This window comes from Streptomyces sp. CB02058 (assembly GCF_001905505.1).
In the GTDB taxonomy this organism is placed as follows: Bacteria; Actinomycetota; Actinomycetes; order Streptomycetales; family Streptomycetaceae; genus Streptomyces.
Genome location: NZ_LIPG01000003.1, coordinates 887200 through 901566, shown reverse-complemented (window position 1 = coordinate 901566; position 14367 = coordinate 887200). Strand labels below are relative to the sequence as shown.

General features: G+C 72.7%; 12 protein-coding genes. 4 read left to right on the top strand and 8 right to left on the bottom strand.

What is annotated here, in order from left to right:
- Positions 1 to 8: 8 nt before the first annotated feature.
- The 3 genes from AMK10_RS17550 (at position 9) to ssuE (ending at position 2886) form a co-directional block, all read left to right on the top strand.
- A complete protein-coding gene (locus AMK10_RS17550; RefSeq protein ID WP_073748723.1) occupies positions 9 to 1349 on the top strand; it encodes an NtaA/DmoA family FMN-dependent monooxygenase in 1341 nt (446 codons plus the stop codon).
- Between the two features lie 82 nt (positions 1350 to 1431).
- Entirely contained in the window at positions 1432 to 2205 is a 774-nt protein-coding gene (locus AMK10_RS17545; RefSeq protein ID WP_073748722.1) for an alpha/beta hydrolase, read from the top strand.
- A 123-nt stretch (positions 2206 to 2328) separates the two neighbouring features.
- On the top strand, positions 2329 to 2886 hold the full coding sequence (gene ssuE / locus AMK10_RS17540; RefSeq protein ID WP_073748721.1) for an NADPH-dependent FMN reductase: 558 nt from the start codon (positions 2329 to 2331) through the stop codon (positions 2884 to 2886).
- A gap of 68 nt (positions 2887 to 2954) precedes the next feature.
- Here ssuE and AMK10_RS17535 read toward each other — a convergent pair whose 3' ends face one another.
- From AMK10_RS17535 to AMK10_RS17500, 8 genes are all read right to left on the bottom strand, one after another.
- A complete protein-coding gene (locus tag AMK10_RS17535) occupies positions 2955 to 4370 on the bottom strand; it encodes a phytoene desaturase family protein (protein ID WP_073748720.1) in 1416 nt (471 codons plus the stop codon).
- 149 nt (positions 4371 to 4519) lie between these two features.
- The gene (locus AMK10_RS17530) at positions 4520 to 5371 is read right to left on the bottom strand and encodes an inositol monophosphatase family protein (RefSeq protein ID WP_073748719.1); all 852 of its coding nucleotides are present in this window, start codon (positions 5369 to 5371) and stop codon (positions 4520 to 4522) included.
- A gap of 45 nt (positions 5372 to 5416) precedes the next feature.
- Complete coding sequence (locus AMK10_RS17525; RefSeq protein ID WP_073748718.1) at positions 5417 to 7222, bottom strand: gamma-glutamyltransferase family protein; 1806 nt, start codon at positions 7220 to 7222, stop codon at positions 5417 to 5419.
- A 184-nt stretch (positions 7223 to 7406) separates the two neighbouring features.
- The gene (locus AMK10_RS17520) at positions 7407 to 8363 is read right to left on the bottom strand and encodes an ABC transporter ATP-binding protein (protein ID WP_073749326.1); all 957 of its coding nucleotides are present in this window, start codon (positions 8361 to 8363) and stop codon (positions 7407 to 7409) included.
- An 80-nt stretch (positions 8364 to 8443) separates the two neighbouring features.
- Positions 8444 to 9643, bottom strand: a complete 1200-nt coding sequence (locus AMK10_RS17515; RefSeq protein ID WP_073748717.1) for an ABC transporter ATP-binding protein — start codon at positions 9641 to 9643, stop codon at positions 8444 to 8446.
- On the bottom strand, positions 9640 to 10530 hold the full coding sequence (locus tag AMK10_RS17510; protein WP_079180749.1) for an ABC transporter permease: 891 nt from the start codon (positions 10528 to 10530) through the stop codon (positions 9640 to 9642). Before AMK10_RS17510 ends, AMK10_RS17515 begins: the two co-directional genes overlap by 4 nt.
- The gene (locus AMK10_RS17505; RefSeq protein WP_073748716.1) at positions 10527 to 11480 is read right to left on the bottom strand and encodes an ABC transporter permease; all 954 of its coding nucleotides are present in this window, start codon (positions 11478 to 11480) and stop codon (positions 10527 to 10529) included. The genes AMK10_RS17510 and AMK10_RS17505 overlap by 4 nt, the downstream gene beginning before the upstream one ends.
- Complete coding sequence (locus AMK10_RS17500) at positions 11477 to 13060, bottom strand: ABC transporter substrate-binding protein (RefSeq protein WP_107428439.1); 1584 nt, start codon at positions 13058 to 13060, stop codon at positions 11477 to 11479. Before AMK10_RS17500 ends, AMK10_RS17505 begins: the two co-directional genes overlap by 4 nt.
- Positions 13061 to 13445: 385 nt before the next feature.
- Between AMK10_RS17500 and AMK10_RS17495 the strand changes: the two genes are divergently transcribed.
- Complete coding sequence (locus tag AMK10_RS17495; RefSeq protein WP_073748714.1) at positions 13446 to 14183, top strand: translation initiation factor IF-2; 738 nt, start codon at positions 13446 to 13448, stop codon at positions 14181 to 14183.
- Positions 14184 to 14367 lie beyond the last annotated feature (184 nt).

Here is a 14367-nt window from a genome sequence, read left to right as displayed (position 1 = left end):
AACACCCCATGTCCCGCAGGCTCCATCTCGCACTGCACCCCTACGGCGTCGGCGGCCCCGGCCAGCACGGCCTGTGGAAGGACCCGGGCGTCGCGAAGAACGCCAGCATCGACATCAACTACTACATCCAGCAGGCGCAGGCGGCGGAACACGCCCTCTTCGACGCGCTGTTCGTGGTGGACAGCCAGTTCATCAACTCCACCTACCCGTCGCACTACCTGAACCGCCTGGAGCCGCTCACACTGCTGTCCGCGGTCGCCACCCACACCAAGCACCTCGGTCTGGTCGGCACGGCGAGCTCGACGTACAACTCCCCGTTCAACCTGGCCCGTCGCTTCGCCTCGCTCGACCACATCAGCTCCGGACGCGCCGGCTGGAACGTGGTGACGAGCTTCGACACCGGCACCTCCAGGAACTACGGGCTGGACGAACACCTCGACTACGCCACGCGCTACGGCCGCGCGCTCGAATTCGTGCAGGTCGCGCGCGGTCTGTGGGACTCCTACGAGGACGACGCCTTCCCGGCGGACGTGGAGCGCGGCGTCTTCCTCGACCCGTCCAGGCTGCACGCGCTGGATCACGAGGGCGAGCACTTCAAGGTCGCCGGTCCGCTCAACCTCTCCCGCTCACCGCAGGGTCAGCCGGTGATCTTCCAGGCGGGCGTCTCCCCCGAGGGCCGCGACCTCGCCGCGCGCGTCGCCGAGGGCATCTACGCACCGGGCGGCACCCTGGAGCAGGCGCGGGAGTACTACGCCGACATCAAGAAGCGCACGGCGGCCTACGGGCGCGACCCCGAGCACATCAAGGTCTTCATCCACGGCGGTCCGATCGTCGGCGCGACCGACGAGGAGGCCAGGCGCCGGGAGCGGGAGATCTTCGAGGAGGACAACGACTTCGCGAGCAACCTCGCGCTGCTGGGCCGGTCCTTCGGCGCGTACGACTTCAGCGTGCACGACCTGGACGCGCCATTCCCGGACGTCGCTCACCTCGCGGAGAAGGGCGGCCGGACAGGAGCCGCGAAGATCATCGAGCGGGCGAAGGCCGAGAACCTGACCCTGCGCCAGGTCGCGGACTCGGTCAACTCCTTCCGCGCCTCGCCGTTCGTCGGGGCTCCCGAGACCGTCGCGGACACCATCGAGCAGTGGTTCGACGCGGGCACCCTGGACGGCATCAACCTGGCCTTCCGCAACAACGACGACCTCAACCGCTTCGTGGACGGTGTGGTGCCGCTCCTCCAGAAGCGCGGACTGTTCCGCACCGAGTACGAGGCCGACACCCTGCGCGGCAACCTCGGCCTGCCCGTCCCCGGCAACCGCCACACCGTCGAGCGCGAGCGCGCGAACGGCTGACGTGCGTGCCGCGCACCCCCTCCTCCGGCCCCGCAGGACCGGAGACCCACGCACCCACCACCCGCCCTTCGCAGGAGTACAAATGACCGAGTACACCGACTACTACGGCCCCGACGGCCTTCGCACCCGCGGCACCGTCGTCGTCGTGCCCGGCCGGGGCGAGACCCGGGCGGCCTACGCCCGGCTGGGCAAACGGCTGGCGGCCGACGCCTACCGCGTCCGCGTCGTCGACGCCCCCGGCATCGACGACGCGGACCCGGCCGGATCACTGACCCGCCTCGCCGGCGTCCTCGCCGCGGCCGCCGAGGACTCGGCCCCGGGCGACGAGGGCGCCGTCCGCCCGCTCGTGCTACTGGGTGCGGACACCGGAGCCGTCGCCGTCGCCGCGCTCCTCGGCCGGGGCGACGCCTCCGCCGCCGGGCACCCGGACGCCGTCGTCCTCGCGGGGATTCCGGGCCGCGCCGCCACCACCGTCGGCGGCGGCTGGGACGAGGAGCTGGACGTGCGTACGGCGTGCCCCGCCCACCGGAGCACGCTCACCGAGGACACCGGGATACGGCGGGGCGCGCTCGACGACGCCGTACCGCAGGAGCTGCTCTCCGCGGCGTACGACGGTGAACTCGGCGTCCCCGCGCTGCTCCTCGTCGGTGACGCCGATCCGCTCGCGGACCGCGAGGCGCTCGTCCGTACGGCGAAGTCCCTGGGGCGCGCCCGCCTTTCGGTCGTCCGCGACGCGCACCACGACGTGCTGAACGACATGCAGCACCGCTCGGTGGCCGCGGAGATCGTCACCTTCCTGGAGACGCTGCGCAACGAGCTGGTGCCGGTGGTCACGGTCGATTCGAGCGCGTGGTGAGTCCCGGCGCGCCCGGCCGCGCCCCCCGCCGCCGGCCGTTCTGACCCGGCGAGACCCGAAGAGTCCCCGGGATCGAAGAGATCCACGAGATCCGAAGAGCCCCGAAGAGAAAGGCCCGCCCTCATGGCAACCATCCTGTCCGTCTCCGGAAGCCCCTCCGCCACGTCACGGACCGCGCGGCTCCTGCGCCACCTGGACGACCGGCTCCGGGAGCAGGGCCACGACGTGACGCCGCTGGATGTGCGCACGCTTCCCGCCGAGGCACTGCTCGGCGCCGACTTCGGGCACCCGGCCGTCGTCGGCGCCGCGGCGCTGTTCGAGGAGGCGGACGGGGTGGTCATAGGCACCCCCGTCTACAAGGCCGCCTACTCGGGGCTGCTGAAGTCGCTGCTGGACCTTCTCCCGCAGTACGCGCTGACCGGCAAGACCGTGCTGCCGCTGGCCACCGGCGGCAGCACGGCCCATGTGCTGGCCATCGACTACGCGCTCCGGCCGGTGCTGAGCTCGATGGGCGCGGCGCACATCGTCCCCGGCTGGTTCACGCTGGACAAGGACATCAGCCCGGGTGTGGACGGCACGCTGACCATCGCCCCCGGTACGGCCGAGGCGCTGGCGCAGGTCACGGACACCTTCTCGCGTGTGCTGGGCGGGCGTACGGCGGTGCTGGCACCCACGGGCTGAGGCCGTGTGCCGCCGGTACCCGTGGACGCGGGCCGTCGGCGGTGCCGGCGCCCATGGGCCGAGGCCGTTCACGCGGCCCTGAGGCGCCGCCACACCGCCTTCGCCGCATGGTGGCCCGACATGCCGTGCACCCCGGGGCCGGGCGGGGTGGCCGACGAGCAGAGGAAGACCGCGGGGTGGGCGGTGGCGTACGGCACCCGGGCGAGCTTGGGCCTGATCACCGTCTGCAGCCCGGCGAACGCGCCGGTCGCGATGTCGCCGCCGACGTAGTTGGCGTTGCGCCGGGCGATACCGGGCGGGCCGGCGACCGCGCGGGCCAGGACCAGATCGCGGAACCCCGGTGCGAACCGCTCCAGTTGTCGTTCGATGACCTCGGTGGCGTCGCCCTCCCAGCCGGCCGGGACATGCCCGTACACCCAGAAGACATGGCGGCCCTCGGGCGCCCGGGTCGGGTCGACGAGGCTGGGCTGCGCGGTGATGAGGAAGGGGACACTCGGGTCGCGGCCCGACACGGCCGCACGCAGGGCCGCCTCGATCTCACCGGCCGTCGGGCCGACATGGACCGTGCCGGCCCGCCGGGCCTCCTCCGCCGTCCAGGGCACGGGGCCCGACAGCGCGTAGTCGATCTTGAAGCAGGAGGCGCCGTACCTGTAGTGGTCGTAGGCGCCCCCGAGCCCGGCGATCCGGGCGAGCGCGGTGGGTGAGGTGTCGAAGACGTACGCGCGTGCGGGCGGGAGTTCGTCGAGGCGCTTCACCTCCGTGCCGGTGCGGATCGCGCCGCCGTGTTCCCGCAGAAGGGAGGCGAGGGCGTCCGAGACGGCCTGCGACCCGCCGCGCGGCACCGGCCAGCCGTTCTCGTGGGCCGCCAGCGCGAAGAGCAGCGCGACGCCCGCGGTGGCGAGGCTTCCGGGGGGCGCGATGGCATGCCCGGCGAGACCCGCGATCAGCGCACGCGCCTTCTCGCCCCGGAAGCGCCGGGAGAGCAGGGCGGCCGGCTGGAGCGCGTCGAGCCCGAAGCGCACCCAGCGGTAGGGATCGCGGGGCAGCCCGTCCCACGGGGTGCGCAGGAAGTCCTCGGCGAGGGTGTCCCAGTGGCCGAGGTAGGGGGCGACGAGCCTGCGGTAGGCGCCCGCGTCCGCCGGTCCGAGCGACATCGCGCTCTCCCCGACGGAACCGGTGAGCACCGCGGCGGAGCCGTCCGGGAAGGGGTGGGCGAGCGAGAGGGGCGCCTGGAGCCATTCGAGGCCGTGCCGGGCCAGTGGCATCGCCTTGAAGGCCGGCGAGCCTATGCCCAGCGGGTGCACGGCGGAACACGGGTCGTGGCGGAACCCGGGCAGCGTCAACTCCTCCGTGCGCGCGCCGCCTCCGACGGTCTCCGCCGCTTCGAACACCTCGACGGCGAAGCCGCGACGGGCCAGCTCGGCCGCGGCCGTCAGCCCGTTGGGGCCCGCCCCCACGACGACGGCGTCAAGCATCGATGGCACCTGCGGACTCCTTTGTCAGCGAACGGCCAGATCACCAGGATATTCCGGCGCACCGACAACGGACCCCCGGGTGGCCTCCCGTCCGGTGGACGACCCGGTGGGCGACACGACAGGCGACAGCGGCGCGCCCTCCCCCTCGGTCACCGGGCTCAGTCCTGCCCGCCGGCCCGCAGCGCCTGGAGGATCCGCTCCGCCGTCGCCTCGTCCCTGGCCGCCGTGAACGGCAGGTCGTTGCCACCGGTGATGCGGAACGGGGCTCCGGAGAGCGTCGACTGGGTCCCACCCGCCTCGGTGACCAGGAGCAGGCCCGCCGCGTGGTCCCACGCGAACTCCCAGTTGAAGGCGACGGCGTCGGAAGCACCGGAGGCGACGGCGAGGTACTCCAGGCCCGCCGATCCGCAGGAGCGGGCGTCGATGCCCTCGGTGCGCAGGCCGAGCAGGGCGCGCTTCTGGGCGTCGGACGTGTAGTCGGGGTGGGACATGGCCACCTTGAGCACCGCCCCGGGCGCGGGCGAACCGCTGTGCAGCGCGGTGCCGTTGAGCGTGGCGCCCCGGCCCTTGACCGCGACGGCGAACTCGTCGAGCACGGGGGCGTACGTCCATGAGGCGTACACCTCCCCGCGCAGGGCCAGGGCCACCAGCGTGCAGAAGCCGGGTTCGCCGCGGACGAACTGGCGTGTGCCGTCGACCGGGTCGACGATCCACACGGGGGCGTCACCGCCGAGCGCGTCGTAGACCGCGGGGTCGGCGTGGACCGCCTCCTCGCCGACGACGACGGAGCCGGGCAGCAGCCGGGTCAGGGCCGCGGTCAGGTACTCCTCGGCGAGCCGGTCCGCCGCCGTGACCAGGTCGTGCGGGCCGCTCTTCTCGATGATCTCGTGCGCGGCGAGCTGCCGGTAGCGCGGCAGGATCTCGGCGGCGGCAGCCGCGCGGACGGCCGCCTCCACCCTCGTCAGCTGCCCGGCGTCCCCGGCGGTCCCGTACAGGAAGTCATCGATCATGCCTCCAGCTAAGCACGGTCCGCCGGGGACGCTCCGGGCAGGCGGTCAGCGGCCCACCGCGTATCCCTGCATTCCGCGCGGGTTCGCCGCGGCGGACAGGACGCCGGTCTCCGGGTCCCTGGCGACCGCGCACATCCGGCCCTCGGACCAGGGTTCGCCGACCGTGACGTCATGGCCCCGGCGGCGCAGCTCCTCCACGACACCGGCGTCCATGCGCTCCTCGACGGTGACGCTGCCCGGCCGCATCCCGCGCGGGAAGAAGGAGCCGGGGAAGCTGTCGTTGTGCCAGTTCGGGGCGTCGATGGCGCCCTGGAGGTCGAGCCCGCCGCGCACCCGCCCGCGCAGGGCCACGGCGAGGAAGAAGTGCAGCTGCCACTGGTCCTGCTGGTCGCCGCCCGGTGTGCCGAAGGCCATGACGGGCACCCCGTCGCGCAGGGCGAGGGACGGGGTGAGCGTGGTGCGCGGCCGGCGGCCCGGGGTCAGCGTGTTCGGCAGGCCCTCGTCGAGCCAGGCCATCTGCAGCCGGGTACCGAGGGGGAAGCCCAGCTCGGGCACGACCGGGTTGGACTGGAGCCAGCCGCCGCTGGGCGTGGCGGCGATCATGTTGCCCCAGCGGTCGACGATGTCGAGGTGGCAGGTGTCGCCGCGGGTCGCGCCGTCCTTGGCGACGGTCGGCTCACCCGCCCCCGCGGCCGGTATGCCCATGGCGTCGAAGCCGGCCTCACCGGCCGCGACGGCGTGGGCGTGTTCGCTGAGGAGCGGGGTGCGGCCGTCGGGGCTGCCGGGCCGCAGCTCCAGGGAGGCGGTGTCCTTGATCAGGGGGCGGCGCTCGGCGTTGTACGGGGCGGAGAGCAGCGTCTCCAGCGGCACGTCGGCGGCGTCGCCGTACCAGGCCTCGCGGTCGGCCATCGCGAGCTTGCAGCCCTCGATCAGCAGGTGGACGTAGTCGGCCGAACCGTACGCGGGGAGCTCGGCCGGGAGGAGGGCGAGCTGCTGGAGGAAGGCGGGGCCCTGGCTCCAGCCGGCCGCCTTGGCGAGCGTCCAGCCGTTCCACTCGTAGGTGGCGGGCGCCTCGTACGAAGCGGACCAGTCCGCGAGGTCGGCGGCGGTGAGGGTGCCGGTGTGACGGGTCCCGCTGGTGTCCATGGTGGGGACTGCGGCCTGGCGGACCAGTGCCTCGGCGATGAAGCCGGTGCGCCAGATCGCGCGGGCGGCGTCGATCTGCGCGGACCGGTCCTCGCCGCCCGCCTCCTCGGCCTCGGCGGTCAGACGGCGCCAGGTTGCGGCGAGGGCCGGGTTGCGGAACAGCGTGCCGGGCTCGGGGGCCTTCCCGCCGGGCAGGTAGACCTCGGCGCTGGTGGGCCACTCGGTCTCGAAGAGCTCGCGGACGGTCTCCACGGTCTCCCCGACCCGCTCGACGGGGGCGTGGCCGTCCTCGGCGTAACCGATGGCGTACCTGAGGACCTCCGCGAGGGTCTTGGTCCCGTGGTCGCGCAGCAGCAGCATCCAGGCGTCGAAGGCACCGGGCACGGCGGCGGCGAGCGGTCCGGTGCCGGGGACCAGGTCGAGGCCGAGCGAGCGGTAGTGCGCGGCCGAGGCTCCGGCGGGGGCGGGGCCCTGCCCGCACAGCACGCGCACGTCACCGTCCTTCGGCGCCAGGATCATGGGGACCTCGCCGGCCGGGCCGTTGAGGTGCGGCTCGACGACGTGCAGGACGAATCCGGCGGCGACGGCCGCGTCGTAGGCGTTGCCGCCGTCCTCCAGGACGGCCATCGCGGACTGCGAGGCGAGCCAGTGGGTCGAGGACACCATGCCGAAGGTGCCCTGGAGGGTGGGGCGGGTGGTGAACACGGATGCGGCTCCTTGCTGCGGCGTGCGGGGGTTCTGTGGTGCTTCGCGGATCGTACGGACGGGAGGTCGGGCCCCGGCGGGGCAGGGTCTTCCGTCCGGATCGGGCCGGGCCGGGGTGCCGGGGCACGCGGGCCGGCCCCACCCGATCCGGGCGGGAGGCCCGATCCGGACGGGAGGCCCCGGGTCAGGCGGCGGCGTCCGGGGCGGTGCCGTCGTCGGTCACCAGATGGCAGGAGACCTGCCGGCCGCCGGGGATCTCGCGCAGGGCGGGGACCTCGGTGCGGCAGCGGTCGACGGCGAGCGGGCACCGGGTGTGGAAGCGGCAGCCGGGCGGGGGGTCGAGGGGGCTGGGCAGTTCGCCGTGCAGCACGATGCGCTCGCGGGAGCGCTGGGCGACGGGGTCGGGGACCGGGGCGGCGGAGAGCAGCGCCTGGGTGTAGGGGTGCTTGGGGGCGGCAAACAGTTCGGCGGTCGGGGCCTGTTCGACGATCTGCCCGAGATACATCACGGCGATCCGGTCGGCGAGGAATTCGACGGCGGCCAGGTCGTGGGTGATGAACAGGCAGCCGAAGCCCCGGTCGCGCTGGAGGTCGGCGAGGAGGTTGAGCACGGACGCCTGGACCGAGACGTCGAGCGCCGATGTGGGCTCGTCGGCGATGACCAGATCGGGGTCGCAGGACAGGGCGCGGGCGATCGAGATGCGCTGGCGCTGCCCTCCGGACAGCTCGTGGGGGTGCCGGTCGGCGTGCTCGGGGCGCAGCCCGACCTGGCCGAGCAGCTGCTCGACCCGTTCCCGTACGGCCGCTCCGCGTGCGTGGCGGTGCAGCCGGATGGGCTCGGCGATGATCTGGCCGACGGTCATCCGGGGGTCGAGGGAGGACGAGGGGTCCTGGAAGACCAGGTGGAAGTCCTTGCGCAGGGGGCGCAGCGCGCGGCGGGAGAGGTGGGTGACGTCGGTGCCGTTGATGTGGACGGTGCCGGCGGTGGGCTCGTCGAGGCGCACGGCGCACCGGCCGACGGTCGATTTGCCGCTGCCCGACTCGCCGACGAGGCCGACGACTTCGCCGCGGCCGACGGTGATCGAGACCCCGTCGACGGCCCTCACGGTGCCGCCGCCGGAGGCACCGAAGTGCCGTTCCATGGCGCTGATCTCCAGCACCGGGGGGCGCGGGCCGCCGCCGGCCTCGCCTTCGCGCGGTGCGGGGACGGTCTGTGCGGTGGTCACTGTCCGGCCTCCTGGTCGGGTCGCGGCGCCGGGTCCTCGGGGCGTGCGGGGGTGTCGGGAACTGCGGGGGCTTCGGGGGCGTCCGGACCGCTCCCGGCCGGCTCGGTCGCACCGGTCCCGTCCACGGCGTCCATGACGTCGGCCGCGTCGGTGCCGTCGATCACGTCGGTGTCTCCGGAGTACGGGTGCCAGCACGCGGCCCGGTGCGGCGCGTCCGCTCCGGCCTCCGGATCGATGGCCCGGAAGCCCGGGCGGCTGCCCGTACAGGTGTCGTCGGCACGGGAACAACGGGGCGCGAACGTGCAGGCGTCGGGCTGGCTGTCCAGGCTGGGGACCAGGCCGGGGATCTCGGGAAGCCGCCGCTTGCCCTCGCCGCCGGGCCGCAGCACGGCGCCGAGCAGGCCACGGGTGTAGGGATGGCGTCCGGAGGCGAACAGCTCGTGCACCGGGGCCTGTTCGACGGCACGTCCCGCGTACATCACGAGCACCCGGTCGGCCGCGTCGGCGACGACCCCGAGGTCGTGGGTGACCAGGACGATGGCGGTGCCGAGGCGCTCGCGCAGGGACTGGAGGACTTCGAGGATGCCCGCCTGGACGGTGACGTCCAGCGCGGTCGTCGGTTCGTCGGCGATGAGGACGGCGGGGTCGCAGGCGACGGCGATGGCGATCATGACGCGCTGCCGCATACCGCCGGAGAGCTGGTGCGGATATTCGTCGATGCGGCGTGCCGGTGCCGGGATGCCGACGAGTTCGAGGAGCTCCACGGCGCGTGCCCTGGCCTGCTTCCGGCTCAGCCCCTGGTGCCTGCGCAGCACTTCGCCGATCTGCCGGCCGATGGTGAGGACCGGGTTCAGCGAGGTCATCGGCTCCTGGAAGATCATCGCGATGTCCTTGCCGCGGACGCGCTGGAGATCCTTCTCCGACGCCCCGACCAGCTCGCGCCCGGCGAGCCTGATCGACCCTCCGATGCGGGCGGTCGGCGGGAGCAGACCCATGGCCGCCATGGAGGTGACGGACTTCCCGCAGCCCGACTCCCCCACCACCGCGAGGACTTCACCGGGTGCGAGGTCGTAGGAGACCCCGTCGACGGCGTGCACGGTGCGGGTGTCGGAGCGGAAGGAGACCGACAGGTCACGGACGCTCAGGACGGGCTCGGCCGCCGCCTTCCGCGCGGGTTCGAGAACGGTCTCGGTCATCGGGTCCCTCCTCGGGGGTCCAGGACGTCACGCAGCCCGTCGCCGAGCAGGTTGAAGGCCAGCGTCGCCGCGACGATCGCGAGGCCCGGGAAGACGGCCAGCCAGGGTGCGGGCGCCAGGAAGGACTGGGCGCCCGAGAGCATCACGCCGAGCGAGGGGTCCGGCGGCTGGACACCGAGGCCGAGGAAGCTCAGCAGCGCCTCGCCGATGATCGCGGCGGGGATGCCCACGGTCGCCTGGACGATCAGGGCCGAGGTGGCGTTGGGCAGGATGTGCCGGAAGAGGACGGTGCCGTCACCGCCTCCGTTGGCGACGGCCGCGGCGACGTAGTCGACATGCTTGAGCCGGAGGGTCTCGGCGCGGGTGATCCGGATGACGGCGGGGATCTGCGAGATGCCGATGGCGATGGTCGCGTTGGTCAGCGACGGGCCGAGGATCGCGGCGAGTCCGACGGCGAGCACCAGGAAGGGGAACGCCAGCATGGTGTCGGTGAGGCGGGACACGGCCGTGTCCGCGAACCTGCCGTAGTACCCCGCGAGCAGCCCCAGCGGTACGCCGACCAGGAAGGCCAGCACCACGGCGAGCAGACCGACCTGCATGGACGCGCGGGCCCCGTGGACGATCCGGGAGAGCTGGTCACGGCCGAGGTCGTCGGTGCCCAGCCAGTGCGCGGCGCTCGGTTCGGCGAGCACGTTCTGAAAGTCGGGCTGCGCCGGGTCGTAGGGGGCGATGAGCGGGGCGAGGAGGGCGGCCAGGATGAAGACGGCGGCGATGACCGCGCCGGTGAGCGCGAGCCTGTTCCTGCGCAGGGCGCGCAGCCGGCCGCCGCCGGCCTTGCGGCCGCCCGCCTCGGGCGTGGTGGGGAGCGCTGTGGTCGCGGTGGTCACCGGGCACCTCCGAGCCGGATGCGCGGGTCGATGACCGAATAGACCACGTCGACCAGCAGGTTGATGAGGATGTACGCGGCGGAGGTGCAGAGCACCACGGCCTGGAGTGTCGCGTAGTCGCGGGTGAAGACGGCGTCGATGGTGAGCTTGCCGAAGCCGGGGAGCACGAAGATCTGCTCGGTGACGACGGCACCGGAGATCAGGTGGCCGAGCTGGAGGCCGAGCACGGTCACCACGGTGACCAGCGAGTTGCGCAGCGCGTGGCCGCCGATGACCGAGCCCCGGGACAGTCCCTTGGCGCGGGCGGTCCGCACGTAGTCGGCGGAGAGCGAGTCGAGCATCGCGGCCCGGGTCTGGCGCATCACGACGGCGGCGAGGCCGGAGCCGAGCACGATCGCGGGAAGCACCATACGGCGCAGGTTGTCGACGGGGTCCGTACCGAAGGGGACATAACCGGAGGCCGCGAACACCGGCAGGGCGATGGCGAATCCGAGCACGAGCACGATTCCGAGCCAGAAGGTGGGGATGGAGAGGCCGATCAGCGCGATCGCGTTGGCGATCCACTCCTCCGGCTTCCCGCGCCGCACGGCGGCGACCACACCGGCGCCGATGCCGACCACGATCGCCAGGAGCAGGGAGAGCGCGGCCAGTTCCAGGGTGACGGGCAGGGCCTGGGCGATCGCGTCGGCGACCGGGAGCCCGGTGCGGGACGAGGTGCCCAGGTCGCCGGTGAGGGCGTGGCCGATGAAGCGGCCGTACTGGACGACGATGTTGTCGTTCAGCCCGTAGCTCTCGCGGATGGCGGCGAGCGCCTCGGGGCTGCGTTCCTCACCCGCGAGTGCGAGCGCCGGGTCGCCGGGCAGGGCCCGGATGCCGGCGAAGACGACGACGCTGACGAGGAAGAGCGTGATGAGTGACTGACGCAGGCGCGTCAGCAGGTACTTCGTCATCGGGTGTACCCCGCATTCTTGACCCGCACCAGTCCGTCGCCGTAGACATGGATGCCCGCGACGTCCTTGCTGGCGACGACGTAGTTCTTCTGCCGGTAGAGGTAGATCAGGGCGTGGGCGTCCTGGACGCGGCGGGTGAGCTCGTCGTAGACCTCGGTGCGGCGCGCGGGGTCCGCGACGCTGCGGCCCTCCGCGATCAGCTTGTCGATCTCCGGGTCGCCGAGGCCGTAGGCGTTCATGGCGCCCGCGGTCTTCAGGAAGTTGGAGATGTTGCCGTCCGGGTCGAGACGGCCGGACCAGCCGCTGGTGAAGACGTCGTAGTCACCGGCGTCGGTCTCCGAGAGCATGGTGGCGTACTCGGTGGGGCGCAGCGACAGTTCGAAGCCGGCCTCCTTGACCATGGCCTGGAGCACCTGTCCGACGCGCCCCTGCTCCGGGGTGGTGGACGTCTTGAGCTCGATCTTCACCGGGGTCTTCACCCCGGCCTCCTTCAGCAGCTTCTTCGCCCGTTCGACATCGCGCTTCGGGCAGTCCTGCGGCTCGATCCCGGGGGCGATGGCGGACTGCGGGGAGATGGGGCCGCAGGCGGGTTCGTACATGCCCTGGAAGACGACCTTGTTGAGCAGGTCGCGGTCGATGGCCAGCTCGAAGGCCTCGCGTACGCGGACGTCCCGGCCGATCGGGGTGTCGATCCTCCCGGGCTTCTGCCCGAGGCCCTTCACGTTGCCGACGTTGAGGCCGAGGCCCTGGTAGCCGAGCGAGGGCGAGTTGAACAGCTGGAGCTTCGGCTCCGTCAGGGCGCTCCGCACGTCGACGGGGGCCATCTGGTCGCCGATCTGGAGATCGCCCGAGCGCAGGTTGGCGAGCCTCACGTTGCCGTCGGGTATGGGCTTGTAGACCACGCCGTCCAGGTGGACCTGGTCGGCGTCGTAGTAGTTCGGGTCCTTCTTCAGCACGATCCGGTCACCGCCGACACGCTCGACGAAGCGGAAGGGGCCGACGCAGGAAGGGTGGTTGGTGAAGTTCTTCCCGTACTTCTCGAGCGCGGTCGGTGACATCACCATCCCGGCCCGGTCGGCGAGCACACCGGTGAGCGGGACGTAGGCGTGGTCGAGGGTCAGCCGGACCGTGAGCGGTCCGGTGGCCTCGGCCTTGCGGACCGGCGCCAGTTCGGTGCCGCGCGCCGATCCGGGGAGATCGCGGTGGCGCAGCAGCGAGGTGACGACCGCGTCGGCGTCCAGCCGGGTCCCGTCGCTGAACTTCAGTCCGGGCCGCACCTGGATGGTGACCGTGCGTCCGTCGGCCGAGGTGACCGGGAGGGACGCGGCGAGCTGCGGCACGACGGTGCCGTCCTCGTCGATGTCGTAGAGCTTCTCGCACATGCCCGCGAAGACCGTGCGGCCTACGAGGGTCTGCGCGAGCGTGGGGTCGAGTTTGTCCGGATCGGAGTTGAGAGCGACGGTGAGTGTCCCGCCGTCGCGTACGGACCGGTCATCGGTCTTGCGTACGCCACCGACCTCGGTCGCCGAGGACTGCAACGACGCGCAGCCCGAGGTGAAGGACACCAACGCAACCGCCACCAGGGCAACCGCTTTTCGGCGCACGGGGGCCTACCTCCAGCCAGGGGTGATCAAGGAATATCGCAGACCGTATTTCGCATACAGTCCGCAAGGCAAGGCCTCAGCTCACAGAGCGGACAGGTTTTACGTGACGATCGGACAACGGCGCGCGTACGGCCACACCGCCGCCCCGCCATGCCCCCCACCTGCGGGGCTCACGCCCGCCGGCCGCCCGCCGCCGCGCAATCACCGACGCCCGCCGGTCGTATACCAAAGCCGGAATCCGACATTCCACACCTCTGGCAAGCTCCCCGTCCGCCCGCTGATCGCCGCGTACACCCCCGCCGGGGCCTTACGGAGGTACGCCCGCCCCTGCCTGTCGCACCGGCTGAGTACGATCACCCGCATGCGTCGACTCCTGCTGCTCGGCCCGCTGTTGGTGCTCACCGTCGGCTGCGGTGTGGTGCAGTCCTCCGAAGGCGAGGCCACCGACATGGCCCGGGACACGGCCAGGGAGGCGGGCCGGCTGCTGCACAGCCAGCGCCCGCGCACGGCGGAGGAGGTCGGGCGCTCCGCCTCCGGCATCGACGGCGTGGAGGTGATGCGGCTGACGGGTACCTCGACACACGAGGGGGACGGCGTCGACGTGGTCGTCCGCACGGAGGGGTCGGCCTACAACGGATGGTTCGACGTCGAAGAGATCACCGTGCGGCGCTGCTTCTCGGTGCGGGTGTCGTCCTCGTCGGAGTGGGACGAGGAGCCCGGCGACGTGGCCTGCCCGGACGGCCTCCCGCTGGCCTTCGCCCCGGCGCCCGAACCGCCCCCGCTGCCGTACGAGCAACTCCGCGCGAAACTTCCCCGGGTGCCGGAGGGCGGCCGGGCGGACGAGACCGAGGTGCGCCGGGCGCTCACCGCCATGGACCTGCATCCGGAGATCCGTACCGAGGTGAGGACGGGGGAGCGCGGAAGCGTCGGCGTACTCCTGTCGGTGCAGGGCAACGGCTTCGACCCGCAGGACTGCCTGCTCGCCCGCGTGGCCCCCGGCGCCACGGAGGTGTGGGTGCCGTCGCGGGTGCAGCGGATGCCGGGAGAGGGCGGCTGCACCATCGCCAACGCCCTGGACCCGCTGCCGGCCCCGCACTGAACGGGCTGTTCACGGAGCGCGGATCGAGACCGTGCTGATCACCGGCACGGTCACGAACGTGTGCCGCGAGAGCGCGGCCGTGCCGCCGCGGCGTCGGCCACCGGGTCGCCATGGCCGCCGACGCCGCGGCGGCACGGCCGTGCTCCACGCCGAGCATTAGGGTGTTTTGTACGAAGAATGTGCG